The following is a 22,341-nucleotide window of genomic DNA, read 5'->3' as shown; positions in this document are numbered from 1 at the left end:
CTTCGTGTTTCCTTTATCGCGCATTAACGGGCAGTAGGTTCCCAACTGCCCGTAAAAGCCCGATCGGCTCATCTAACAATCAGCGACAAAAGCATCCGCTGATTGAAGATTCGCCTTATCTCGTGCCGGTGAGCTCCAGTCCATACGGCACTAACCAGGCGCTTACGCTTTTCGTTTTGTCCCGCTTTTATTCACTAGAATATAAACCGTTTGGCATCTACTGCCGATATACCAAATAGGAACCAATCAGCTGATTAGAGGAGCTATTAATATGCAGCAGGATTATGAACAGTTCATAGCAAGCATATATATAAAGACAGGCGTGAATCTTTCCTATTATAAGGAAGCACAAATGAAGAGGAGGCTTACTTCACTATACGAGAAAAAAGGATTTCGTTCTTTCGGGGAATTCTTTCAGGCGCTTGATAAGGACCCTTCGCTTCTGCACGAATTTCTTGATAGGATGACGATTAACGTTTCCGAGTTTTACAGGAATTCAAACAGGTGGGATGTGCTGGAACAAAGGATTTTGCCGGCGCTTCTCAAGAAGAACGGCCGTCCGAAGGTTTGGAGTGCCGCATGTTCAACCGGAGAAGAACCTTATACTCTTGCGATGATTATGTCCCGTTACATGCCATTGACAAATATACATATCACTGCAACAGATATTGATGATAATGCATTGGCAAAGGCAAGAATGGGTGTTTATTCTGAAAGGTCTTTAAATGAAGTCCCGTCGGATATCAAAAACAAATATTTTTCTAAAGAGGATTCCTTGTACAAAGTTTCTTCCGAGATAAAAAAGCCGGTTCACTTTAAGAAGCAAAACTTGCTTGAGGATAGGTTTGAAGGCCCATTTGATTTAATCGTCTGCAGAAATGTACTGATTTATTTTACAGAAGAGGCAAAAGACAGGCTTTACCATAAGTTTAGTTCATCGCTAAGGCCTGGAGGCATCTTTTTTGTGGGAAGCACAGAGCAGATTTTTAATCCCAGCAAGTACGGGTTTGAAACAGAAGATACTTTTTTCTACCGGAAAATATAAGACTGGAGCGGGCAATTGTGCTCGCTTCTTTATTTTGCCGAAAATTTGCTGTTACGCTTTTTGCGGCATATATACATTCATGATAAAATGGCTCCATCCACTTAAAAGGCTCAATTATTAAAATTGTAATTTTAAAAATTTTGCTATTTTTATTAGAGACCGTATGATATATTGGTACATAATCCTTTAATGAGTTGAAGGGGGAAAGAGTATGAGATATTTAACTGCAGGGGAGTCCCACGGCCCCCAGCTGACAACGATTATTGAAGGTTTGCCAGCTGGCATGCCGCTTACAGAAGAAGATATTAACCAGGAACTTTCAAGGCGCCAAAAAGGGCATGGGAGAGGCAGGCGGATGCAGATTGAAAAAGATGCCGTCCTAATTCTGGGAGGCGTACGTCATGGTCTCACACTCGGATCTCCGGTTGCTCTTGCTGTTGAAAATAAAGACTGGAGTCACTGGACAAAAATCATGGGACAAGGGCCGCTTGAACCCGATTCCTCCGAAGAAGTAAAAAGGCAAATCACCCGGCCGCGCCCAGGTCATGCGGATTTGAACGGCGCATTAAAATATGGCCATAGGGATATGCGCAATGTCCTCGAGCGTTCTTCAGCCCGGGAAACCACGATCAGGGTAGCTGCAGGCGCCGCAGCAAAGAAACTGCTCTCCTTCCTTGGCATAGAGCTTGCCTGCCATGTGCTTGAAATCGGGGGAGTTAAAGCGGAACCGCCAGCCTATTCTTCACTCTCGGAGCTTCGCGAAAGAACGGAGAACTCGCCAGTGCGCTGCTTCGACCCGATCGCAGAAAGACAGATGATGGACAGGATTGATGAAGCAAAAGAAAATGGTGATTCTATTGGCGGGATTGTTGAAGTCATTGCCGAAGGAATGCCTCCAGGTATAGGAAGCTATGTTCATTTTGACAGAAAGCTTGATGCCAAACTGGCTGGAGCGATTGTCAGCATCAATGCGTTTAAAGGTGTAGAGTTTGGTATAGGCTTTGAGGCCGCCAGAAAACCAGGCAGCCTTGTCCATGATGAAATCGAATGGGATGCTGGGCAAGGATATACCCGTAAGTCAAACCGCCTCGGAGGATTTGAAGGCGGAATGACGACAGGTATGCCGATTATTGTGAGAGGTGTCATGAAACCTATTCCAACTTTGTACAAACCGCTCCAAAGTGTCGATATTGATACAAAAGAACCATTTGCCGCGAGTATTGAACGGTCTGACAGCTGTGCTGTACCGGCAGCTGCGGTTGTAGCTGAAAATGTTGTTGCTTGGGAACTCGCCTCGGCAATCGCGGAGCAATTTTCTTCCGACCGCTTTGAAACATTAAGAGAATCGGTTGAAAACCACCGCAGGTATGCGAGGGAGTTTTAAATGGAAACAGTGGCGATTAGGACATTGGATAAAAATTATTTCGTGAAAGTAGGGAATGGGGCAATGGATGGATTAGCCCCATTCCTTAAAGAAAACTTTCCTGCTTTGACATCATTGCTTGTCATTACAGATGAGACGGTTGGCAGATTGTACCTTCAAGAGCTGGAAAACAGGCTTGAAGGCCAGCAGCTTCATGTCAAGGTTGTACCATCAGGTGAGGAAGCAAAGACATTTGATGTCTATTATGGCTGCCTCTCCTTTGCTCTTGAAAAAAAACTCGATAGAAAGTCCCTTATCCTGGCTTTTGGCGGGGGTGCAGTTGGCGACCTGGCAGGCTTTGTTGCAGCCACTTTTATGAGGGGTATTCCGTTTATTCAAATTCCTACCACCATTCTTGCACACGATAGTGCTGTCGGCGGGAAAGTGGCAATCAACCACCCGCTCGGGAAAAATATGATTGGCGCTTTTCACCAGCCGGAGGCCGTATTCTATGATCTGAGGTATTTGGAAACTCTGCCGCAAAGCGAACGGCGCTCAGGATTTGCTGAGGCAATCAAACATGCCTTGATAAAAGACGCGGAATTTTACGAATGGCTGCTTGACAACGTAACTCGCCTTGATGCCATTCAGGATTCAATCTTGGAAGGACTGCTTGTCAAAGGGATCCGAATTAAAGGTGATATTGTTGAAAAGGACGAAAAAGAATTAGGAGTCAGGGCATTCCTTAATTTTGGGCATACATTGGGGCATGCAATTGAAGGGGAATGCGGCTATGGAAGGATTACACATGGTGAAGCGGTTCTCATCGGCATGCTTTTTGCGTTAAAGCTTAGCAAGGAGATTCTTGGTCTTTCGTTTGATTCCAGTGGGTTCAGGGACTGGATAGAAAAGCTGGGTTACAAATCAGCCATTCCGGAAGGGGTTTCCGCGGACAACCTTCTTCAAAGAATGAAACAGGATAAAAAATCCACTGGTGGAAAAGTCATGTTTGTTCTTTTGAAAGAAACTGGATCCCCTGTGAAAATGGAAATATCGGATGAACTGCTTTTAAGCAGGCTTAATGAATTCCAAAGGAGGGGGTCTGTGAGTGATCAGAGGGATTAGAGGAGCAATAACAGTCAAGGATAATACAGAACGGGAAATTGTTGCAAGCGCAGGGCGAGTGATCAGTGAATTAATCAGCAAGAATAAAATAAATCCTGAAAAGGTTGCCTCAGTGTTTATTTCTGTCACTGAAGATTTAACTGCTGCTTTTCCAGCTAAGGCTCTCAGAAGCTTTCCTGGATGGTCCCATGTGCCTGTAATGTGTATGAAGGAAATTCCTGTTCCCTCATCCCTTGCAATGTGCATCAGGGTGATGCTCCATGTTGATACAGAGATGGCGCAGGAGGAAGTAAAGCATGTTTATATGGGCGGCGCAAAAGGTCTTCGGCCAGATTTACTGGAGAAGAGTCCTTCGTGACGCTCTTTTTTTCAAAGAAAAAGTAAGATGAGGAACGGGTTGGCTGTACTTTTTAAAATATAACTTAAAAATTCGGGATGGGAGTTGACGGAAATGAAATGGAAAAAGCAAATGAGAGGGCTGAAGCCTTATCAGCCGGGCAGATCTATTGCTGAAGTAAAAAAAGAATATGGCCTCGAAACCATTATTAAACTAGCATCGAACGAAAATCCTTTTGGTTGTTCACCGAAAGTATCGTCAGCCCTTAAAAATGCCGGCACTCCTTTGGCCCTATACCCGGACGGATATGCAACCCTATTGCGGGAGGCTGTCGCTGGCAGTTTGTCCTTAGAAGGAGATGAACTGATTTTTGGCAATGGATCGGATGAACTAATACAAATGATTTCACGCTCCCTGCTACATAGCGGTACAAATACAGTGATGGCGGATCCCACTTTCCCGCAATATCGTCATAACGCACATATTGAAGGCTGCGAAATACGGGAAGTTCCGCTTGTTGATGGTGCGCATGACCTTAGCGGGATGCTGGATGCGGTAGATGGTGAAACGGCTGTCGTCTGGCTGTGCTCACCAAATAATCCAACTGGTGTCTACATCACTGAAGGTGAACTGCTGGCATTTCTTGATAAGGTTCCAAAAGATGTGCTCGTAGTGCTTGATGAAGCTTACTATGAGTATGTAGTGGCCGATGATTATTACAATTCTCCTTCTTTGATAAGGGAATATCAAAATTTGATTGTGCTTCGTACGTTTTCAAAAATTTACGGGCTGGCAAGTCTTCGGGCAGGCTATGGGTTTGCGGATAGAGAGATTATCAGGGCGCTGGAACCTGCAAGAGAGCCTTTTAACATGAACTCTTTTGCCCAGGCTGCAGCCCTCGAAGCAATAAAAGACCAGGACTTCGTCAAGAACACCAGGAAGGCAAACCGCGAGGGCATGAAGCAGTTTTACCGTTTTTGCGAGGAGAACCGTCTAAGCTGTTATCCTTCCCAAGGAAATTTCATTCTCATTGATTTCGAACACGATGGGAATGAAGTCTTCCAATTCCTGCTTGAACGAGGTTTTATTGTCCGATCAGGGGCTGTACTCGGTTTTCCGACATGTGTCAGGATTACCGTAGGCACTTCCGAGCAGAACAGCTCAGTTATTGGAAAAATGAAGGAATTCCTTGCTGCAGCGGCGCAGCTATCATAAGAGAAGGTGATGAAATATGACAGGCCGTGTGTTTATAATTGGACTTGGGCTGATTGGCGGATCGCTTGCTCTCTGCATAAAGTCGGAACACCAGAAATGCACGGTTGTCGGTTATGATCAGGATCCAGAGCAGGCGAGACTTGCGAAAATGCTGGGCATAATCGACATGGCAACTGAAAGCATTGAAGAGGAAGCATGCAAAGCTGATTTGATTGTTATTGCAACGCCAGTGGCGGCGGCCGTAAAAATGGTCCACACCCTTTCTTGTGTTCCTCTGAAAAAGGGGGCAATCGTAACAGACACTGGCAGTACAAAGCAAACGGTAAGCCGTCATGGAGCAATGCTGCGGGAAATGGGTGTTGAGTTTATCGGCGGTCACCCTATGGCAGGCTCACATAAAAGCGGAGTAACAGCTGCAAAGAAGATTCTTTTTGAAAACGCCTATTATCTTCTTACTCCGGAGCAAGGCACTCAATCTGCTGTGCTGGAGCAGTTAAAGGGCTGGCTCGCTGGAACAAAGGCAAAATTTTTGACTGTCCTACCGGAAGAGCACGATTATATGACTGGCGTAATCAGCCATTTTCCACATCTTGTTGCTGCCTCGCTTGTCCATCAGGCTGCTGCTGCGGAAAAGGATTCTGAAATGGTAGGCAGACTTGCAGCGGGCGGATTTAGGGATATCACCAGGATTGCCTCCGGAAGCCCTGAAATGTGGAAAGATATCCTTGTTGATAACCGGGATGTGATGCTTCAACTGCTGGAAGGATGGCAGTCTGAAATGAACCGGGTGGCTGGACTCCTTCATTCCTCTGATGCTGATAGTATCAGGAACTATTTTGACCAGGCAAAGCGATACCGTGACGGTCTGCCTACGAGCGAGAAGGGGGCTATTCCTTCTTTCTATGATCTTTTTGTCGATGTTCCTGATTATCCTGGTGTCATTTCAGAAATAACCGGGTTTCTCGCGAAAGAAAATATCAGCATTGTCAATATCAGAATTATAGAAACAAGGGAAGAAGTATATGGGGTGCTGGTTATTAGCTTTCAAACGGAGGAAGACAGACTTTGCGCCCAGGAATGTCTATCGAGGCATACAGACTATGAAACTTCAGTTGGATAAAAAGGAGCTATATATGGAAGCGAAGAAATTAATCACAAATATCACTTCCCTTTCTGGGACGATCAATGTGCCTGGTGACAAGTCCATTTCGCACCGGGCTGTCATGTTTGGATCTATAGCTACTGGCCGTACGACAGTGGAAAACTTCCTCCCCGGAGAGGATTGCCTTAGCACCATTTCATGTTTCCAAAAACTTGGAGTAAGGATCCGTCAGGAAGGAACTAGTGTTACGGTTGAAGGACCCGGCATAGAGGGTCTCCAGGAGCCAAAAGAGATTTTAGATGTCGGGAACTCAGGAACGACAATTCGCCTGTTGATGGGTATTCTTGCAGGCAGGCCGTTTCATTCAATTTTGGCGGGTGATGAGTCAATTGCTAAAAGACCTATGACAAGGGTTGTCCGTCCTTTAGCGGAAATGGGGGCAACAATTGATGGGAGAATGGGAGGGGAGTATACCCCTCTCTCGATAAAAGGCGGGGCCTTAAAAGGAATCGGGTATACACTCCCGGTTGCCAGCGCACAAGTCAAGTCGGCAATCTTGCTCGCAGGGCTTCAGTCCGATGGCATTACCACGGTGGTAGAACCTGAAAAGACAAGGGACCATACAGAAAGAATGATCAGAATGTTTGGCGGGAGAGTCGAAGCAGACGGTAAATCGGTTTCTGTTGAGGGAGGGCAAAAGCTGACAGGGACACACGTTCTTGTGCCCGGAGATATTTCTTCCGCTGCATTCTTTCTTGCTGCGGCTAGCATCGTGCCAGATAGCACAGTTGTTCTTCAAAATGTGGGGCTTAATCCGACAAGGACAGGCATAATTGATGTACTGGGCATGATGGGGGCAGACATGGATATCTGCGGGCAGCCTGAAAGCTCAAGTGAACCTTCCGGGAGCATTACCGTTAAAACAGCAGGCCTGAGAGGAACAGTAATCGAAGGCGGGCTGATTCCAAGGTTAATCGATGAAATCCCGATAATTGCTTTGATCGCCACCCAGGCAGAAGGCAGGACGGTAATTAAAGATGCAAAAGAATTAAAAGTAAAGGAAACGAACCGGATTGACACTGTTGTAACCGAGCTGAGGAAGCTTGGGGCAGACATTGAGGCTTCTGAAGACGGGATGGTCATTCATGGCGGAACTCCTCTTCATGGCGGCACTGTTTCAAGCCACGGTGACCATAGAATCGGAATGATGCTTGCAATTGCCGCTTTAATTTCAAAGGGAGAAGTATACCTTGAAGACAGCGAAGCAATCAACGTGTCCTATCCGACCTTTTTTGAACATTTGCAGTCATTGACTGTTCATGATTGATTCTGTTTAGATGTATCATTCTGCCTTTCCTACATTTTGAGGGAAAGGCTCTTCGGCATAATGTAACATCTCAATACCTCGACAATCACCTGTCAGCTAAATATTTAACAATCATGCATATTTTCCTCCATTCCGCATAGCTTGTCTTAAGACTTGTTAGGAGTGGTTTCATGGCATATATTATGGAAAATGCCCGTGTGCAGAAAGGAAACTTGAAGAAGAATGTCTGCTTGCTGGTGGAAGGCAGTAAGATCACAGCCATCAGAGAAGCTTTTCCAAGCTACACCCATTGCCGCATGGAGCTCGATTCGTACATCATGACACCTACATTTGCTGTTTTCGATATGGGCTTGCCACTGGGACAAACTTTCGGGGATAAGAAATCGTACTACCTCAAAAACTTTATCAAAAGAGGATGTACGACCGTCCTGACTTGTGTACCGATAACTAGTGCAGCCACATTGGAAGCGGGATTTAGGAAAGCAACCGCGCAACTGACAGACTGTCCTGTGGATTATGTCCTTGGTGCACGAATACCGGCCAGCCTCTTGACTCCTTCGTTTATACGGAAATGTAAACATGCAAAGATTCCCGCGTTGTTCGTTGATGTGGGAAGCCAGAAAGACATTGTCTCCCTCCCGTGGGGGTGGATCAGAGAGGCGATGTTTCCATACAATAGTCCCCTTATTCCTGTCTTTAAGAGTGGGGATCCCACCCTAAAGGCGCTCTGGGCGCGCATCATGAAAAAAGAAAAAATTCCCAGCATGCTCCACGAACTGGAGGAACACCTGCCTGCAGAAATGGAGGCACTCCAAAAAATCGGAATCTATCCCGGGAAGTGCAATTTGCAGCATGGGGGAGAAGTGAGTTACAATTTGTACTTGAGAAACGGGGAGACGGAAGAAGCGAAAGACACCGGCGAGCTATTTATGAAACATGAGGACAAACTCTCGGTATCTGTTCATAAAGGCGTGGTCATCCGTGCCGGCAGCCAGGTCCATTACCGTCCCGGATACGGCGAGTATATTGTCATAACGACGCCTGCTTTCCACACGGCCCCTGTCTAAAAGGGAAGGAAGAAATACCATGATGATAGAAGAAATTGCAGAACTGCTTGAAAATGGCAGGATTGATGAGGCACTGTCAGCATACCGGCAAATTTTGAAGGAAGGCACTGACGGTGACCGATACCTTCTTGCAGAGGAACTATTCCGATTCGGATTAATGGAGGAAGCAAAAGCACTCCTGGAAATGCTCTTAATTGATTACCCGAAGGAAGGCGAAATTCTTCTCCTCCTGGCAGAGACGCTGCTTGAAACTGGAGAAGAAGAGAGAGCTATGCTTATGCTAGAAAAAGTGGGTCATGAAGACCCTGAATATGGAAGGGCGCTGCTTTTGATGGCAGATCTGTATCAGATGGATGGCCTGTATGAAGTGAGTGAACAAAAGCTGATCCAGGCGAAAAAAATCCTCCCTGAAGAGCCCATCTTGGACTTTGCACTAGGAGAACTCTATGCAGAGCAGGGGAAATTGGCTGAAGCTATTAAATGGTATGAGCAAGTACTGAAAGAACAGGAAGAAATAGCTGGGACCAACATAAACCAAAGGATGGCTGAATGCCTGAGTGCTTCTGGTGCATTCGAAGAAGCGCTGCCATACTATGAAAAAGCAATTGCCCAGAAACTGGAGATCAATACGCTGTTTGGATATGCTTTTACGGCTCTCCAGGCCGGCAGGCACAAAACAGCTATCGAAAGATTTGAGGAGCTGAAAGTGCTCGATCCTGAATATCATTCTCTCTACCTTCATCTGGCAAAGGCCTATGAGATGGAAGGGATGGAGGAAGAAGCGCTTGATGCAGTGAAGAACGGAATCAGACAGGATGAATACAATAAGGACCTTTACTTTTATGGCGGGAAAATCGCTTTAAAGGTTGGGGATGAAACTGAGGCTGAAAGGCTATTGCGGGAAGCGATTGCCCTTGATCCGGAGTTTACCCAGGGAGTCCTTGTGCTGAACAGGCTCTTAATCAGGCAGGAACGGTACGAAGACGTGGACGGCTTAATAAGGGACACTGAAGTGAATGAGGAAGAGGAACCGCAGCTCTTGTGGGACTCCGCTGTCGCCTTGTCCCATCTTGAACAATATTCACAGGCATTAATCAAATATCGTCTTGCATATAATTTTTTTAAAGACAATCAAGATTTTCTATACGACTATGGTTATTTTTTAATTGAAGAAGGAAAAATAGCCGAGGCTGCCGAAGTTTTTAATATACTGGTAAATAAAGACCCAGGCAATGAGGAATTTCGAGATCTTCTTCAACGTTTAGTAGGAGATTATTAAAAATCAGTTGAGCTGCAGAGGAGGGAATCAAAAATGACAACCCCTGTTTCTGTCAACGAGAAAAAGGATTTTATCCGCTGGTTTCTGAACCATTACCAACTAAAGAGGCGGGAATGTGTTTGGATCCTCAATTATTTAATGAGCCATGACCAGTTGATGGAACGGGTCCACTTCGTTGAAAATGCCCAGTTTTGCCCAAGGGGACTATTGATGTCCACGCATTGCGTCGATGAAGTTCCGTTTCGGTTTTACAAGGAAAATGTCATGACAACAGATGCTGAGAAATCATTTCATGACATCAGGCTCAACCGGGAGGAAGAAATCTACATCCAGCTAAACTTTCACGCCTCCAACAAAGCCCATCAGTTTGCGGCGGTGCTCGAAGACAACCCGTATATGCTGGGGAATACCCAGATCAGCGACAAAGACAGGCTGATCGCCGAAAGATTCCTGTCCGACAGCATCGAGCGCTTTCAGAAAGAGAAGCTTACAGCACTTATTGATGACGCTCTTGACAGGCAGGACAAAGAAGCGTTCAAGCGTTTGACCGAGCAGTTAAAGAGAATTAGTCCCAGCCATTGAACGGGCTTGCTTGCATTAAGCAAGCTTTTTATTTTGAGCTGAATTAAGCGTGAAAAATCTTGCCAGGTGGTATGATAAAAAAAACGGTAATGGAGCTGAGACGATGAAATGGATTTCTACTGACATTGAAATGTATTTAAAAGCTGCAGAATATGTGGATACGGCAATCATTCCTCTCTTTCCTGTTGCATTTGGCGATGGGATGAAGGAATCCTCCGCTAAAACAGAGTTTTCCGGGCTGCTGTCAGGACTTCTTGAAAGGCAATTCCGGGGTAGAGTCATCCTGCTTCCTGGAATACCGTACCTCAATGGTTCGGAAGACAGCCTCATCCTTCAATTGGAAGAATGGGAGAAAGTGCTCGCGGAAGGCGGCCTGAAGCATGTTTTTTACATTACCTCCGACATTGGCTGGAAGCAGAGGGAAAGCAGGCTTGGAGGGTCCCTTCTCTGGATGCCGTCCCTGCCTCTGGAACATATGGATGAGGCGTCGAAAATGTCAGTCTTGGAAGACCAGGCCAAGCAGCTGATGCCGCTTTTTGCCCGAAAATGGGAAGAGCTTGACGGGGTGTAATTTATATCACTGCAAAAAATGTTTTCAACATAGTATTATATTGATTTTATATAGAGATTGATATATCATGATTATGTCCTAGTATAAATGTGTTTAAATTATGTCCAAAGGGATTGACCTGGGAATAGAGGGGGGAAAAACGTGAGCAAACATCGTGTTTCAAGACGGCAATTTTTAAACTATACCCTTACAGGTGTAGGCGGTTTCATGGCTGCCGGCATGCTGATGCCGATGGTTCGTTTTGCAGTGGACCCGGTTCTTAAAGCAAACGCAGCTGGGGATTTTACTGCGACTAAGCTTAAGGTTGACGACATCACGAAAGAGCCGGAGCGGGTCGACTTCACATTTGACCAAAAAGATGCATGGTATGAATCCGAGGTTACGAACACTGCCTGGGTTTACAAGAATGAGGAAGGACAGATTGTTGCCCTTTCGCCAGTCTGTAAGCACCTCGGCTGTGTAGTCGCCTGGAATACCGACAAGAAAAACCCTAATCGCTTCTTCTGTCCGTGCCATTTCGGCCTGTACGAGAAGGATGGGGCGAACGTGCCCGGCACACCACCGCTGGCGCGTCTCGATGAGTATCCTTACAAAGTCAAGGACGGCATCCTGTATTTAGGAAAAGCCAAGCCACGGAAGGAGGCGTAATCAATGTTAAACAGAATTTACGACTGGGTTGATGAACGGTTGGATATTACGCCTTTGTGGCGGGACATCGCTGACCACGAGGTTCCTGAGCATGTAAACCCGGCCCATCATTTCTCGGCCTTTGTTTACTGTTTTGGCGGTCTGACATTTTTCATCACAGTCATCCAAATCCTGTCTGGAATGTTTTTGACCATGTACTACGTTCCAGATATTAAAAACGCCTGGCAGTCCGTTTACTATCTTCAAAATGAAGTGGCATTCGGGCAGATTGTCAGGGGAATGCACCACTGGGGAGCAAGCCTTGTCATTGTCATGATGTTCCTACATACACTTCGCGTATTTTTCCAAGGCGCTTATAAAAAACCTCGTGAACTGAACTGGATTGTCGGAGTGCTGATTTTCTTCGTTATGCTTGGACTTGGCCTGACAGGTTATTTGCTTCCATGGGATATGAAAGCGCTATTTGCGACAAAGGTAACTTTGCAGATCATGGAGGCAACTCCATTAATTGGACCACAGGTTAAAACGTTAATGGCAGGCCACCACGACATAGTTGGGGCCCAGACGCTGACACGCTTCTTTGCCATCCACGTGTTCTTCTTGCCTGCTGCATTGCTTGGATTGATGGGAGCCCATTTCTTAATGATCCGGAAACAGGGGATTTCGGGTCCATTGTAAGATTGGTTGATTAAAATGTTGATCGGATTCAAAGAGATTCGTTCAACTTTACGGAAAAAGGAGGGGATTACTCGATGCATCGCGGTAAAGGGATGAAGTTTGTAGGGGACTCTCGTGTCCCTGCTGAACGAAAACCTAACATTCCAAAAGATTACTCGGAATACCCTGGCAAAACGGAAGCTTTTTGGCCTAACTTCCTTCTGAAAGAGTGGATGGTCGGCGCCGTTTTCCTGATCGGATTTTTGTGTTTAACAATCGCCCATCCGTCTCCGCTCGAGAGAATTGCGGACCCGACGGATACTGGCTATATTCCGCTGCCAGACTGGTATTTCCTGTTTTTATACCAACTATTGAAATATTCTTATGCATCCGGACCATATACGGTAATTGGTGCTATGGTTATCCCGGGACTTGCATTTGGAGCTTTGCTGCTAGCCCCATTCATTGACAGGGGACCAGAACGCCGTCCGACAAGGCGTCCGCTTGCTACTGCGTTTATGCTTCTTGCCATTGCGGGTATCTTTTATTTAACATGGGAATCCGTAGTAACGCATGACTGGGAAGCAGCCAAAAAGCAAGGTGAAATTTCTGATGTCAAGATCGACAAAAATGCCGATGGCTATAAAATCGCCCAGGCGAACACCTGTACGAGCTGCCATGGTGGTGAACTATCGGGAGGAGCATCTGCTCCTAAGCTGGTTGGCACAGGTCTGAAGCCTGAAGAGATTGCGAAAATTGCAAAAGATGGCCAAGGCAAAATGCCTGCAGGCGTTTTTAAAGGTTCCGATGAAGAACTGAAGAAAATGTCTGAATATCTTTCAGAACTAAAATAAACCATTTGAAAAAGCCGGCGGATTTCCGCTGGCTTTTTTAGATAAAAGAATGTGATAGAAAGATAGAAACTTAAGAGGGACGGCTCTTTTCATATTGTTGCTTCGGCTACGCCATAATATATAATAGATACATACATTTTGAAAATGAGGGGAATTCAATGATCATAAGACTGTACGCCTATCTGGCTGTCAAACCAATGCTTTGGATGCTCTTGGCAATAAATATTGCCGGGACTGCTTATGGATACTACTGGTACAAGTGGCAGCTTTTAGATACGCCGTCCATCTTCCTTGCTTTTGTGCCAGACAGTCCCACGGCGAGCCTGTTTTTTGTTTTCGTGCTCATCGCCTTCCTAAGGGGGAAAAACTGGCCGTACATGGAGGCACTTGCAATTGTTACGCTATTTAAATACGGCATTTGGGCAGTGGTCATGAATATGCTTGTTCTTGAAATGTCCGGTGAGCTGGACTGGGTGGGCATTATGCTTGTAGGCTCGCATTTAGCTATGGCTGTGCAAGGACTTCTATACTCGCCTTTTTACCGTTTTCGGCTAAAACATTTGGCTGTCGCATCCCTTTTTGTGCTTCATAATGAAATCATTGATTATGTTTATAAGATGATGCCTCGTTATCATATGCTGGATTCCTACATGAATGAAATCGGTTACTTCACGTTCTGGCTTAGTGTTCTTTCCATCCTGGTGGCCTATTATCTTTGTGTACGGGAAGACAGGTTCACTCTTTCAATCAAATAATGGAGAACTGGTCTAACCTTGTCCTAACCCTCATACATTCTTAATAGTATTTATAGGGGGGACAGGAATGAAAGCGAAAATCGCAATGTTTATCCTGGCGTTGTTTGTGCTGGCACCGCTGTCGGCCCGTGGTGATAATACTTCTTCGATCGATAAGCTTGACCATATTTCAGACGAAGCTCTGCAAATGGTCAAGCTGTACCGCTATGAGGATGCCAAAAGACTCCTGGGGCATTTTGAGAGTGAGTTTCTCAATGCCGCTGGTTCAAGCCGGCCTTATTCCATGGACGAGCTTAGGATTATTACAGTCGCCTATGACGATGCAGAGAAAGCTGTGACAAGTGTCAATATGGGACATGAGGAGCGGATGGGCAGAGTCACAAAGTTCCGCCTGGTAGTCGATGCACTCAGGTCAAAACACCAGCCTTTGTGGACGGAAATGGAAAATCCTATTCTGACGGTGTTTGGAAGTGTCAAAAAAGCAGCCCAAGAGGGGGACAATGGCGACTTTAATGCCAGCCTCAATTCGTTTTTGTCTCTTTACCAAATGATTTATCCTAGCATGAAAATCGATATCACCCCTGACAGGATTCAACAGCTTGATGCAAGGGTAAATTTTATTGACAATTACCGTCCCGATGTTTTGGGAAAAAGCACAAGCCAGAAGGAATTGGATGCGCTGGAAGCCGATTTGAAAACAATTTTCGATGATATGACTGAGGATGAGGCCGATCCTTCTTTATGGTGGGTAATAATTTCAACGGGAAGCATCATTATTATGACATTATCCTATGTTGGCTGGAGAAAATATAAAGGGGATAGGGAGAAGCTGCTTGACCGGCAGAAAGAGCGGAAGAATTGACAGGGACAGGGGAGCTCACTAAAATAGAATTAACATCACGATCTATAGGAGGTTCCGAATTGTATCCGTATTTCATTTATTTCGCGGTTATCATCATTGTTCCCCTTTGGGCACAAATGAAGGTGAAAGGTGCTTACAAAAAATATTCCCAAGTTTCATCTTCATCTCAAATGCGCGGTGCAGAGGTTGCGAGGAGGATATTAGATGAAAATAGTCTCTACAATGTGAGCATTGAAGAAACACGGGGCTATTTAAGCGACCATTACGATCCAAGGACAAAGACTGTCCGGCTTTCGACAAACAATTACCACGGCCACTCTGTAGCTGCCGCAGCGATTGCAGCCCATGAGGTCGGCCATGCTATACAGGATGCAGAACACTATGCTTTCCTCCGTTTCCGTCATGCGCTTGTCCCTGTGGCAAGCATCGGTTCAAATCTTTCGTGGGTTCTTATCATGATTGGAATTTTTGCTAACCTGACTGGAATGCTGCTTATGGGAATCATATTCATGGCTGGAGCAGTATTATTCCAAGTCATCACACTGCCTGTTGAGTTTAACGCTTCCAACAGGGCTATGGACCAGGTTGTTTCTGCAGGGATCATCCGCAACGATGAGGAAAAGGAAACAAGGAAAGTCCTCAATGCTGCCGCACTTACATACGTTGCTGCTGCGGCTGTTGCAGTCCTTGAACTTGTGCGCCTTATCCTGATTTATACAGGAATGTCGCGAGATGAATAAAAGCAAAAAGCCGCCCAGACGGGCGGCTTTTATCTTTCTATCGGCAGCTTGTTTTCATCCAATGTAAATCCTTCACCCAGTACATCATGGACAATAGAAACGGAAACGAAAGCATGTGGGTCAACAGAATTAATGACATCCTTAAGCTTCACAATTTCGTTCTTTGCCACTACACAGTACAAGACATCTCGTTCTTTTTTTGTAAAGGAGCCCACTGCTTTCAGCATGGTTACCCCTCTTCCCATTTCGATAAGAATCTTGTCTGCTATTGCTTCATTCTTATCCGAAATAATCATGGCTCCTCTGGCAGCGTATGCACCTTCCTGCATGAAATCGATTACACGCGCCCCAACGAAGACGACAACGAGCGTATACATCGCTTCACGGTAGTTTAAGTATGTGAGAAGTGAAAGAGTAATGACAAAGAAGTCAAAGATAAACATTGTCCGGCCCATCGTCCAGCCAAAGTATTTGTTGGCAAGACGGGCAATTATATCAACGCCGCCCGTTGTTCCACCGAAGCGGAAGATGATTCCAAGTCCGATTCCGATAAATACCCCCGCAAACAGAGAAGCGAGAAAAAGATCTTCGTATAGCGGCATTTTAATCTGGTATTTTTGGAATATAGCCAGAAATAGTGAAACACTCAATGTCCCTATAATTGTGTAAAGGAACACGTTTCTGCCGAGAAGCCGCCAGCCGAGAAAGAATAACGGGATGTTTAAAAGGAGGTTCGTGACCGATGGAGCCCAGCCGAATACCGAATAAAGCAGCAGGGTAATTCCGGTGAAGCCGCCTTCTGCCAAATTGTTCTGGATATTGAAGTGAACAAGGCCGAAGGAGAATATGGCCGAACCGAGCATGATGAAAAATATATTTTTAAATCTCAAACCGAAAAACACTGTGTATCCCCCGTTCATTAAATAATATGAATATATCGATAACGAAAGCGGATTAATTATATAAAATATTGCGGCTAAGGGCAATCTTTTACAGTATGGCCGGTTATTATCGCATATAAAAATATTTGTCAAAGAGTATTCTGTAGGCTAACATCAAATTAAAAGATACATAATTATTTAAGAGACAAAAGAGAAGGTGAAACGAATGAGTAAACGAAAGACAGTAGAAGAATTGCAGAGAGAAGTGGATGTTTACATAAGCCAGTTCAAGGAAGGCTACTTCAGTCCGCTCGCGATGATGGCACGGATGACAGAAGAACTTGGTGAACTGGCAAGGGAAGTCAACCACCATTATGGGGAAAAACCAAAGAAATCATCCGAGGGTGAGAAAGAGATAGAAGAAGAGCTTGGTGACTTACTATTTGTTCTTATATGCTTTGCAAACTCTCTTAACATTGACCTTGAAGAGGCCCATGATCTTGTATTGAAAAAATTCAACACAAGGGACAAAGATAGATGGACAAGGATCGATTCTAAAGGAAAAGGGGAAAAAGAATGAAAACAGTTAAAATCGTTATTGCCGGCCCGCGCGGCCGAATGGGTCAGGAAGCGGTGAAAATGGTGCTCGAAACGGAAACCTTCGAGCTTGTTGGTGTCATTGACCATAGAGATCATTGGAGAACCGTTGGAGAAATGGACGGCCTACCGGCTTCGGATGCACCTGTATACACTGATTTGGCTTTTTGCCTAGAGAAAGAAGCTCCGGATGTCCTCATAGACTTAACTACACCTGAATCGGGAATGTTCCATACGAAGACTGCCATTCATTATGGAGTGCGTCCCGTAGTCGGTACAACTGGCTTTTCAAAAGAGGATTTGACAGAGCTGGAAGAATTGTGCAGTGATCGTGAAATCGGCTGTATTATTGCTCCGAATTTTGCGGTCGGTGCCATACTGATGATGAAGTTTTCTCAAATGGCTGCACGATATTTCACCGATGTTGAAATTATCGAGCTTCACCACGACCGGAAACTTGATGCTCCATCCGGAACAGCAGTAAAAACTGCAGAGATGATTTCAGCTGTGAGGGAACCGAAAAAGCAGGGGCATCAGGATGAAAAAGAAACAATTCCAGGTGCGAGGGGAGCGGATTTTGACGGGATGCACATCCATTCAGTACGCCTCCCTGGCCTTGTGGCACATCAGCAAGTCATGTTCGGTTCTGATGGCCAATCGCTCACAGTCAGGCACGATTCATACAACCGGGCTTCTTTTATGTCGGGAGTAAAATTAGCTGTAGATACAGTAATGAAAATGGATTCTTTTGTCTACGGACTTGAAAATATTATAGAGTAGGAGCGATGAACCTTGAATATTGCCCTGATTGCGCATGATAAAAAAAAGGATGATCTGGTAAGATTCTCTGTTGCCTATCAACCCCTCTTTCAAAAACATAATTTATTCGCTACAGGTACAACGGGACTACGGATTAGTGAAGCTACAGGCCTGACTATCCACCGGTTTCGATCGGGACCGCTGGGAGGAGACCAGGAGGTCGGTGCTATGATAGCGAAAAATCAGATGGACGCCATCTTTTTCTTCCGCGACCCTTTGACCTCACAGCCTCATGAACCGGATGTCTCGGCGCTTGTCCGGCTGTGTGATGTTTACTCGATCCCGCTTGCGACCAATATGGGAACGGCGGAAATATTGATAAGAGGAATTGAACGCGGCGACCTCGACTGGAGAAAAATAACCGGAGAAAGCAGTGGGACGGAATGATGGGTACTGATAAACTTGATATCCTGGCTTTTGGAGCACATGCTGATGATGTTGAAATTGGCATGGGCGGAACAATTGCCATGTATGCGGCAAAAGGCAGGAAGATTGGAATCTGTGATCTTACACATGCAGAACTTTCTTCGAATGGCACTGTAGAAATACGTCAAAAGGAAGCTGCAGAAGCTGCAGGCATTCTCGGCGTTTCTATTCGGGAATCGCTGGGTTTTCCTGACAGGGGTTTATTGCTTAAGGATGAATATATCAGGAAAGCAGCTGAGGTCATCCGCCGGTACAGACCTGAGTTTGTGTTTGCACCGTATGCTTGCGACCGCCATCCGGACCATGGGAATTGTTCAAGAATTGTGGAAGAAGCCTTATTTTCGGCGGGGATCAGGAAATACGACACCGGAGGCAGCCATAAGCAGCATAAAGCCAGGCAAATGTTTTATTACATGATTAACGGTTTTCATAACCCACACTTCATGTTGGACACCAGTGTATACATAGAAAAGAAAAAAGAAGCACTGAATGCGTATAAGAGCCAGTTTATGAGTGGAGAAGGAAGCGTTGATACACCTTTGGTTAACGGCTATATTGAAACGGTCATGGCGAGGGAAAGAATGTTTGGGCAAACTGCAGGCGTAATGTATGCCGAAGGGTTCATGAGCAAAGAACCGCTACTTGTCCATAACCTATTAGGAGACGAATAATGAAAAAGTTAAAAATTGGCATTACCTGTTATCCTACGGTGGGAGGTTCAGGGATAGTGGCGACAGAACTCGGCAAGCTGCTGGCGGAAAAAGGTCATGAAATCCATTTCATCACTTCGAGCCTGCCTTTCCGGCTGAATAAAATGTACCATAATATTTACTACCACCAGGTTGAAGTCAACCAATATTCAGTTTTTCAATTTCCTCCCTATGACATCGCTCTGGCAAGCAAGATTGCTGAGGTGGCCGTAAGGGAAGAACTTGATATCCTTCACGTTCATTATGCCATCCCTCATGCTGTGTGTGCGATATTGGGCAGGGAAATGAGCGGAAGGGACCTGAAGATTGTCACAACACTTCATGGAACCGATATTACAGTTCTTGGCTATGACCCTTCTCTGTCGGATGCCGTCCGTTTTGGAATCGAAAAATCCGATGCTGTCACGGCGGTTTCGCAATCATTGGTAAGACAGACCCACGAGCTGCTGAGACCGGATAAAGAAATCGAGTGCGTCTATAATTTTATCGACCCGCGCGTTTACTCCGGGCTTCAATCAAATCACCTTCGCAGTGAGTACGGAATTAGCGATGAGGAGAAAGTAATCATCCATGTATCTAATTTCCGGGCTGTAAAGCGTGTTCCCGATGTTGTCCGTTCTTTTGCGAAAATTGCCCGAAAAATTCCTGCCCGGCTTCTACTAGTTGGTGACGGACCGGAAATGAAAACGGTCTGCGACATCGTTGGTGAATTAGGAATAAGGGAAAAGGTTCTGTTTCTTGGCAAGCAGGAAAACGTAGAAGAATTGTTTTCAATCAGCGATTTAATGCTGCTGCTTTCTGAGAAGGAAAGCTTCGGACTGGTAGCGCTTGAAGCAATGGCTGCAGGGGTTCCCTGTATTGGGACGAATGTTGGCGGCATTCCGGAAGTAGTTGACCATGGTGTGACAGGGTTTGTCTGCGAACCTGGCGATATTGAGGTTATAGCTGAAAAAGCTTTAATGCTTCTTGAAAATCCTTCAAAGTACAGGGATTTTTCCAATCACGCAGTAGAGTCTGCGTACAAAAAATTCAGTGCAGAAAAAATATTGACTGAATATGAAGAAATTTATTGGAGACTGCTTGATAAAGGTGAAAGAGAATGAATAACCCTTTTTTAAAAGCTGTTCCCTTGCTTGAAAAAATAGAATCATCCGGTTTTGAGGCCTATTTTGTTGGCGGTTCCGTCCGAGATACACTCCTTGGCCGTGAAATTACTGATGTGGATATTGCAACGTCTGCCCATCCATATGAATTAAAGGCTATTTTCCCGAAGACTGCAGACATTGGCATCGAACATGGTACAATAATGGTTTTTTTTGAAGGTGAACCTTATGAGATTACCACCTTCAGGTCGGAGACGGGATACTCGGATCACAGGAGGCCGGATAAGGTTAACTTTATCCGTTCACTCCGCGAGGATTTAAAGCGCCGTGATTTTACAATGAATGCAATGGCGATGGACCGGGCCGGCACAATCATTGATCCATTTAATGGCCAACAGGCACTTTCCCAAAAGCTGATTGTCACAGTAGGTAATCCAAAGGAAAGATTTGGGGAGGATGCTCTCAGGATGCTGAGGGGAATCCGGTTTGTCGGCCAGCTTGGATTCACGCTGGAAGCTGGCACACTTGCCTCTCTGGCTGAATTGGGGCCATTGCTTGGTAAAATAGCAACAGAGCGTAAAACAGCGGAATTTGAAAAGATTTTGAAGGGGCCTTTCCGAAGTGAGGCTTTAACACTTTTGGCAAAGACAGGGATTAGCCGGTATCTTCCAGGTCTGGCTGGATATGAAAACAGCTTATTAAAGCTGTCACGCCATACAAAAGCTTCCCTTTCAATGGAAGAAATCTGGGTTCTCCTTCTTCGCATAATCGGGAAGCGTGACAAAGACGCTGAAGCATTCTTGAGGGAGTGGAAGCTCCCATCGAGGACGATTAAAACGCTTCTGAAAGTTTTAAGGTGGCTTGAGTTCAGACTTGAGCATAAGTGGGATCAAGCAAGCATTTACCAAGCAGGGAAAGAATATGCATTAGCCGCGGAAAACGTCTATGAGTCCCTGACCGAAAACAACGGTGAGCAGGGGAGCATTGCCGATATTTTTGAAAAACTACCTATACATAACCTTACAGAGCTTGCAGTTTCTGGAGGAGACTTGCTTGCATGGAGCGGGAAGGGACCAGGCCCCTGGGTAAAGGACGTTCTCGAAAAGGCAGAGATGCAGGTTATTGACGGAAAGCTGGATAATGAAAAAGGGAAGATAAGGGAGTGGCTTGAACATTGCAATCTGATTTAAGAAAAAAACTGATAGATGCATTCACCCTTTCTGGCGGGGATTTTCTTTCGGGCCAGCGCTTGGCAGAAATTGCAGGATGTTCGAGAACAGCCGTGTGGAAACACATGGAGGACTTGAGAAAAGATGGTTTTATCATAGAAGCAGTAAGGAAAAAAGGCTACAGAATTTTGGAAGTGCCGGAAAAAGTATCAGGGGATGAGATCAGCCTGGGGCTTAAAACCGATTTTCTTGGCCGTCAAATCCATTATGAGGAAAGTGTAGAATCGACGCAGAAAATTGCCCACAGACTTGCAGCGGATGGAGCACCAGAAGGAACTATCATTGTCGCCGATGAGCAGACAATGGGTAGAGGAAGGCTGGGCAGAAGATGGCATTCTCCTAAGTTTTCCGGGATTTGGCTTAGCGTTATTTTACGGCCGGATCTTCCTCCGCCTAAAGCCCCCCAGCTGACTTTGATTGCGGCAGTGGCAGTGGTACAGGCAATCGAAGATGTAACGGGTTTGGTCCCGCAAATTAAATGGCCGAATGATATATTGATTGGGCAAAAGAAAGTGACGGGGATTTTGACGGAATTACAGGCTGAATCCGACCGCATCAATGCAATCATTATTGGGATTGGAATGAATGTAAATCAGAAGGCGGCTGATTTTCCAGAAGAAATCATTGAAACGGCTACTTCTTTGGCCATTGAGGCAGGTCATGATGTTTCACGTGCTGCTTTGATCCAATCAATGCTCTATCGATTGGAAAAATTATATAAAACTTATTTGGACAAGGGGTTCTACCCGATCAAGCTTCTTTGGGAAAGCTATGCCATCAGCATCGGTAAGAAAATTACAGCACGCACCCTGTCGGGAGACTTTAGCGGAACTGCACTAGGTATTACAGAAGACGGAGTTCTGATGATAGAGGAGTCTGACGGCAGCTTACGATATGTTTATTCTGCAGATATTCAGCTTGATGAATAATAAAAAGTAGCCAAGACTCATAAGGGTTTGCTATAATCTGTTTGGGCGGTATCGGAAGAACTGCACCAGTGATTCATCCACAAATTAAAAAAGGTTCTGCCTAGATCCGAAAAACGGA

General features: G+C 45.4%; 26 protein-coding genes. 25 read left to right on the top strand and 1 reads right to left on the bottom strand.

The features are described 5' to 3' along the window. The 18 genes from D1970_RS22625 to D1970_RS18595 form a co-directional block, all read left to right on the top strand. Positions 1–239 (top strand): hypothetical protein (locus tag D1970_RS22625; protein WP_220453205.1); only part of this gene is annotated, 239 nt, incomplete at its 5' end. 32 nt (positions 240–271) lie between these two features. After that, the gene (locus tag D1970_RS18675) at positions 272–1,045 is read left to right on the top strand and encodes a CheR family methyltransferase (protein ID WP_119114369.1); all 774 of its coding nucleotides are present in this window, start codon (positions 272–274) and stop codon (positions 1,043–1,045) included. Positions 1,046–1,256: 211 nt separating this feature from the next. Continuing rightward, entirely contained in the window at positions 1,257–2,429 is a 1,173-nt protein-coding gene (gene aroC / locus D1970_RS18670; RefSeq protein ID WP_119114368.1) for a chorismate synthase, read from the top strand. Beyond that, positions 2,430–3,533 (top strand): 3-dehydroquinate synthase, encoded by a 1,104-nt coding sequence (gene aroB, locus D1970_RS18665; RefSeq protein ID WP_119114367.1) that lies wholly within the window; start codon positions 2,430–2,432, stop codon positions 3,531–3,533. Further along, on the top strand, positions 3,517–3,891 hold the full coding sequence (aroH, locus tag D1970_RS18660) for a chorismate mutase (protein ID WP_119114366.1): 375 nt from the start codon (positions 3,517–3,519) through the stop codon (positions 3,889–3,891). Before aroB ends, aroH begins: the two co-directional genes overlap by 17 nt. Positions 3,892–3,984: 93 nt before the next feature. After that, entirely contained in the window at positions 3,985–5,085 is a 1,101-nt protein-coding gene (gene hisC / locus D1970_RS18655; protein WP_119114365.1) for a histidinol-phosphate transaminase, read from the top strand. 16 nt (positions 5,086–5,101) lie between these two features. Beyond that, a complete protein-coding gene (locus D1970_RS18650) occupies positions 5,102–6,205 on the top strand; it encodes a prephenate dehydrogenase (RefSeq protein WP_119114364.1) in 1,104 nt (367 codons plus the stop codon). Positions 6,206–6,218: 13 nt separating this feature from the next. Next, positions 6,219–7,514 carry a 3-phosphoshikimate 1-carboxyvinyltransferase gene (gene aroA, locus D1970_RS18645; protein ID WP_119114372.1) on the top strand — a complete coding sequence of 432 codons (1,296 nt, stop codon included), beginning with the start codon at positions 6,219–6,221 and terminating at the stop codon, positions 7,512–7,514. 170 nt (positions 7,515–7,684) lie between these two features. Continuing rightward, a complete protein-coding gene (locus D1970_RS18640) occupies positions 7,685–8,581 on the top strand; it encodes a hypothetical protein (protein WP_119114363.1) in 897 nt (298 codons plus the stop codon). A 19-nt stretch (positions 8,582–8,600) separates the two neighbouring features. Continuing rightward, positions 8,601–9,860 (top strand): tetratricopeptide repeat protein, encoded by a 1,260-nt coding sequence (locus tag D1970_RS18635; RefSeq protein WP_119114362.1) that lies wholly within the window; start codon positions 8,601–8,603, stop codon positions 9,858–9,860. A gap of 33 nt (positions 9,861–9,893) precedes the next feature. Beyond that, positions 9,894–10,442 (top strand): ReoY family proteolytic degradation factor, encoded by a 549-nt coding sequence (locus D1970_RS18630; RefSeq protein ID WP_119114361.1) that lies wholly within the window; start codon positions 9,894–9,896, stop codon positions 10,440–10,442. A gap of 103 nt (positions 10,443–10,545) precedes the next feature. Continuing rightward, the gene (locus tag D1970_RS18625) at positions 10,546–11,013 is read left to right on the top strand and encodes a YpiF family protein (protein ID WP_119114371.1); all 468 of its coding nucleotides are present in this window, start codon (positions 10,546–10,548) and stop codon (positions 11,011–11,013) included. A gap of 141 nt (positions 11,014–11,154) precedes the next feature. Further along, positions 11,155–11,661 carry a QcrA and Rieske domain-containing protein gene (locus D1970_RS18620; protein ID WP_119114360.1) on the top strand — a complete coding sequence of 169 codons (507 nt, stop codon included), beginning with the start codon at positions 11,155–11,157 and terminating at the stop codon, positions 11,659–11,661. Between the two features lie 3 nt (positions 11,662–11,664). Then, positions 11,665–12,339 (top strand): menaquinol-cytochrome c reductase cytochrome b subunit, encoded by a 675-nt coding sequence (qcrB, locus tag D1970_RS18615; RefSeq protein WP_119114359.1) that lies wholly within the window; start codon positions 11,665–11,667, stop codon positions 12,337–12,339. 74 nt (positions 12,340–12,413) lie between these two features. Next, positions 12,414–13,172 (top strand): menaquinol-cytochrome c reductase cytochrome b/c subunit, encoded by a 759-nt coding sequence (locus tag D1970_RS18610; protein ID WP_119114358.1) that lies wholly within the window; start codon positions 12,414–12,416, stop codon positions 13,170–13,172. Positions 13,173–13,330: 158 nt separating this feature from the next. Beyond that, positions 13,331–13,927, top strand: coding sequence for a lipoprotein heptaprenylglyceryl N-acetyltransferase LhaT (lhaT, locus tag D1970_RS18605; RefSeq protein WP_119114357.1), 597 nt, complete (start codon positions 13,331–13,333; stop codon positions 13,925–13,927). Positions 13,928–13,994: 67 nt separating this feature from the next. Next, positions 13,995–14,789: a sporulation protein YpjB gene (gene ypjB / locus D1970_RS18600; protein WP_119114356.1), complete on the top strand. Its 795-nt coding sequence runs from the start codon at positions 13,995–13,997 to the stop codon at positions 14,787–14,789. A gap of 59 nt (positions 14,790–14,848) precedes the next feature. Next, a complete protein-coding gene (locus D1970_RS18595) occupies positions 14,849–15,529 on the top strand; it encodes a zinc metallopeptidase (protein WP_119114355.1) in 681 nt (226 codons plus the stop codon). Between the two features lie 29 nt (positions 15,530–15,558). Here D1970_RS18595 and D1970_RS18590 read toward each other — a convergent pair whose 3' ends face one another. Then, a complete protein-coding gene (locus D1970_RS18590) occupies positions 15,559–16,449 on the bottom strand; it encodes a YitT family protein (protein WP_219915742.1) in 891 nt (296 codons plus the stop codon). Positions 16,450–16,636: 187 nt separating this feature from the next. Between D1970_RS18590 and D1970_RS18585 the strand changes: the two genes are divergently transcribed. The 7 genes from D1970_RS18585 to D1970_RS18555 are packed head-to-tail and all read left to right on the top strand — an operon-like array spanning position 16,637 to position 22,223. Then, positions 16,637–16,990 carry a nucleotide pyrophosphohydrolase gene (locus D1970_RS18585; RefSeq protein ID WP_119114353.1) on the top strand — a complete coding sequence of 118 codons (354 nt, stop codon included), beginning with the start codon at positions 16,637–16,639 and terminating at the stop codon, positions 16,988–16,990. Then, positions 16,987–17,787, top strand: coding sequence for a 4-hydroxy-tetrahydrodipicolinate reductase (gene dapB, locus D1970_RS18580; protein WP_119114352.1), 801 nt, complete (start codon positions 16,987–16,989; stop codon positions 17,785–17,787). The genes D1970_RS18585 and dapB overlap by 4 nt, the downstream gene beginning before the upstream one ends. A gap of 12 nt (positions 17,788–17,799) precedes the next feature. Beyond that, positions 17,800–18,213, top strand: coding sequence for a methylglyoxal synthase (gene mgsA, locus D1970_RS18575; protein ID WP_119114351.1), 414 nt, complete (start codon positions 17,800–17,802; stop codon positions 18,211–18,213). Then, complete coding sequence (gene bshB1, locus D1970_RS18570) at positions 18,213–18,923, top strand: bacillithiol biosynthesis deacetylase BshB1 (RefSeq protein WP_119114370.1); 711 nt, start codon at positions 18,213–18,215, stop codon at positions 18,921–18,923. Before mgsA ends, bshB1 begins: the two co-directional genes overlap by 1 nt. Next, the gene (gene bshA / locus D1970_RS18565; RefSeq protein WP_181213417.1) at positions 18,923–20,065 is read left to right on the top strand and encodes an N-acetyl-alpha-D-glucosaminyl L-malate synthase BshA; all 1,143 of its coding nucleotides are present in this window, start codon (positions 18,923–18,925) and stop codon (positions 20,063–20,065) included. The genes bshB1 and bshA overlap by 1 nt, the downstream gene beginning before the upstream one ends. Next, complete coding sequence (locus D1970_RS18560; protein ID WP_119114349.1) at positions 20,062–21,255, top strand: CCA tRNA nucleotidyltransferase; 1,194 nt, start codon at positions 20,062–20,064, stop codon at positions 21,253–21,255. Before bshA ends, D1970_RS18560 begins: the two co-directional genes overlap by 4 nt. Then, complete coding sequence (locus D1970_RS18555; RefSeq protein WP_119114348.1) at positions 21,240–22,223, top strand: biotin--[acetyl-CoA-carboxylase] ligase; 984 nt, start codon at positions 21,240–21,242, stop codon at positions 22,221–22,223. The genes D1970_RS18560 and D1970_RS18555 overlap by 16 nt, the downstream gene beginning before the upstream one ends. Positions 22,224–22,341: the final 118 nt, after the last annotated feature.

It is taken from the genome of Mesobacillus zeae, from assembly GCF_003570705.1.
Classification (GTDB): Bacteria; Bacillota; Bacilli; order Bacillales; family Cytobacillaceae; genus Mesobacillus_C; species Mesobacillus_C zeae.
Note: the sequence above shows the minus strand (reverse complement) of the source record. Positions and strands in the feature narration are given on the sequence as shown.

What these genes read in the sequence shown, in the direction of transcription:
- aroC (WP_119114368.1), top strand. Translation starts at nt 1,257, where the DNA reads ATGAGATATTTAACTGCAGGGGAGTCCCACGGCCCCCAGCTGACAACG.
- D1970_RS18560 (WP_119114349.1), top strand. Translation starts at nt 20,062, where the DNA reads ATGAATAACCCTTTTTTAAAAGCTGTTCCCTTGCTTGAAAAAATAGAA.
- lhaT (WP_119114357.1), top strand. Translation starts at nt 13,331, where the DNA reads ATGATCATAAGACTGTACGCCTATCTGGCTGTCAAACCAATGCTTTGG.
- D1970_RS18630 (WP_119114361.1), top strand. Translation starts at nt 9,894, where the DNA reads ATGACAACCCCTGTTTCTGTCAACGAGAAAAAGGATTTTATCCGCTGG.
- aroA (WP_119114372.1), top strand. Translation starts at nt 6,219, where the DNA reads ATGGAAGCGAAGAAATTAATCACAAATATCACTTCCCTTTCTGGGACG.
- D1970_RS18625 (WP_119114371.1), top strand. Translation starts at nt 10,546, where the DNA reads ATGAAATGGATTTCTACTGACATTGAAATGTATTTAAAAGCTGCAGAA.
- D1970_RS18635 (WP_119114362.1), top strand. Translation starts at nt 8,601, where the DNA reads ATGATGATAGAAGAAATTGCAGAACTGCTTGAAAATGGCAGGATTGAT.
- aroB (WP_119114367.1), top strand. Translation starts at nt 2,430, where the DNA reads ATGGAAACAGTGGCGATTAGGACATTGGATAAAAATTATTTCGTGAAA.
- D1970_RS18675 (WP_119114369.1), top strand. Translation starts at nt 272, where the DNA reads ATGCAGCAGGATTATGAACAGTTCATAGCAAGCATATATATAAAGACA.
- D1970_RS18590 (WP_219915742.1), bottom strand. Translation starts at nt 16,449, where the DNA reads ATGAACGGGGGATACACAGTGTTTTTCGGTTTGAGATTTAAAAATATA.
- dapB (WP_119114352.1), top strand. Translation starts at nt 16,987, where the DNA reads ATGAAAACAGTTAAAATCGTTATTGCCGGCCCGCGCGGCCGAATGGGT.
- bshA (WP_181213417.1), top strand. Translation starts at nt 18,923, where the DNA reads ATGAAAAAGTTAAAAATTGGCATTACCTGTTATCCTACGGTGGGAGGT.
- D1970_RS18640 (WP_119114363.1), top strand. Translation starts at nt 7,685, where the DNA reads ATGGCATATATTATGGAAAATGCCCGTGTGCAGAAAGGAAACTTGAAG.
- D1970_RS18585 (WP_119114353.1), top strand. Translation starts at nt 16,637, where the DNA reads ATGAGTAAACGAAAGACAGTAGAAGAATTGCAGAGAGAAGTGGATGTT.
- D1970_RS18650 (WP_119114364.1), top strand. Translation starts at nt 5,102, where the DNA reads ATGACAGGCCGTGTGTTTATAATTGGACTTGGGCTGATTGGCGGATCG.
- ypjB (WP_119114356.1), top strand. Translation starts at nt 13,995, where the DNA reads ATGAAAGCGAAAATCGCAATGTTTATCCTGGCGTTGTTTGTGCTGGCA.
- bshB1 (WP_119114370.1), top strand. Translation starts at nt 18,213, where the DNA reads ATGGGTACTGATAAACTTGATATCCTGGCTTTTGGAGCACATGCTGAT.
- qcrB (WP_119114359.1), top strand. Translation starts at nt 11,665, where the DNA reads ATGTTAAACAGAATTTACGACTGGGTTGATGAACGGTTGGATATTACG.
- hisC (WP_119114365.1), top strand. Translation starts at nt 3,985, where the DNA reads ATGAAATGGAAAAAGCAAATGAGAGGGCTGAAGCCTTATCAGCCGGGC.
- D1970_RS18610 (WP_119114358.1), top strand. Translation starts at nt 12,414, where the DNA reads ATGCATCGCGGTAAAGGGATGAAGTTTGTAGGGGACTCTCGTGTCCCT.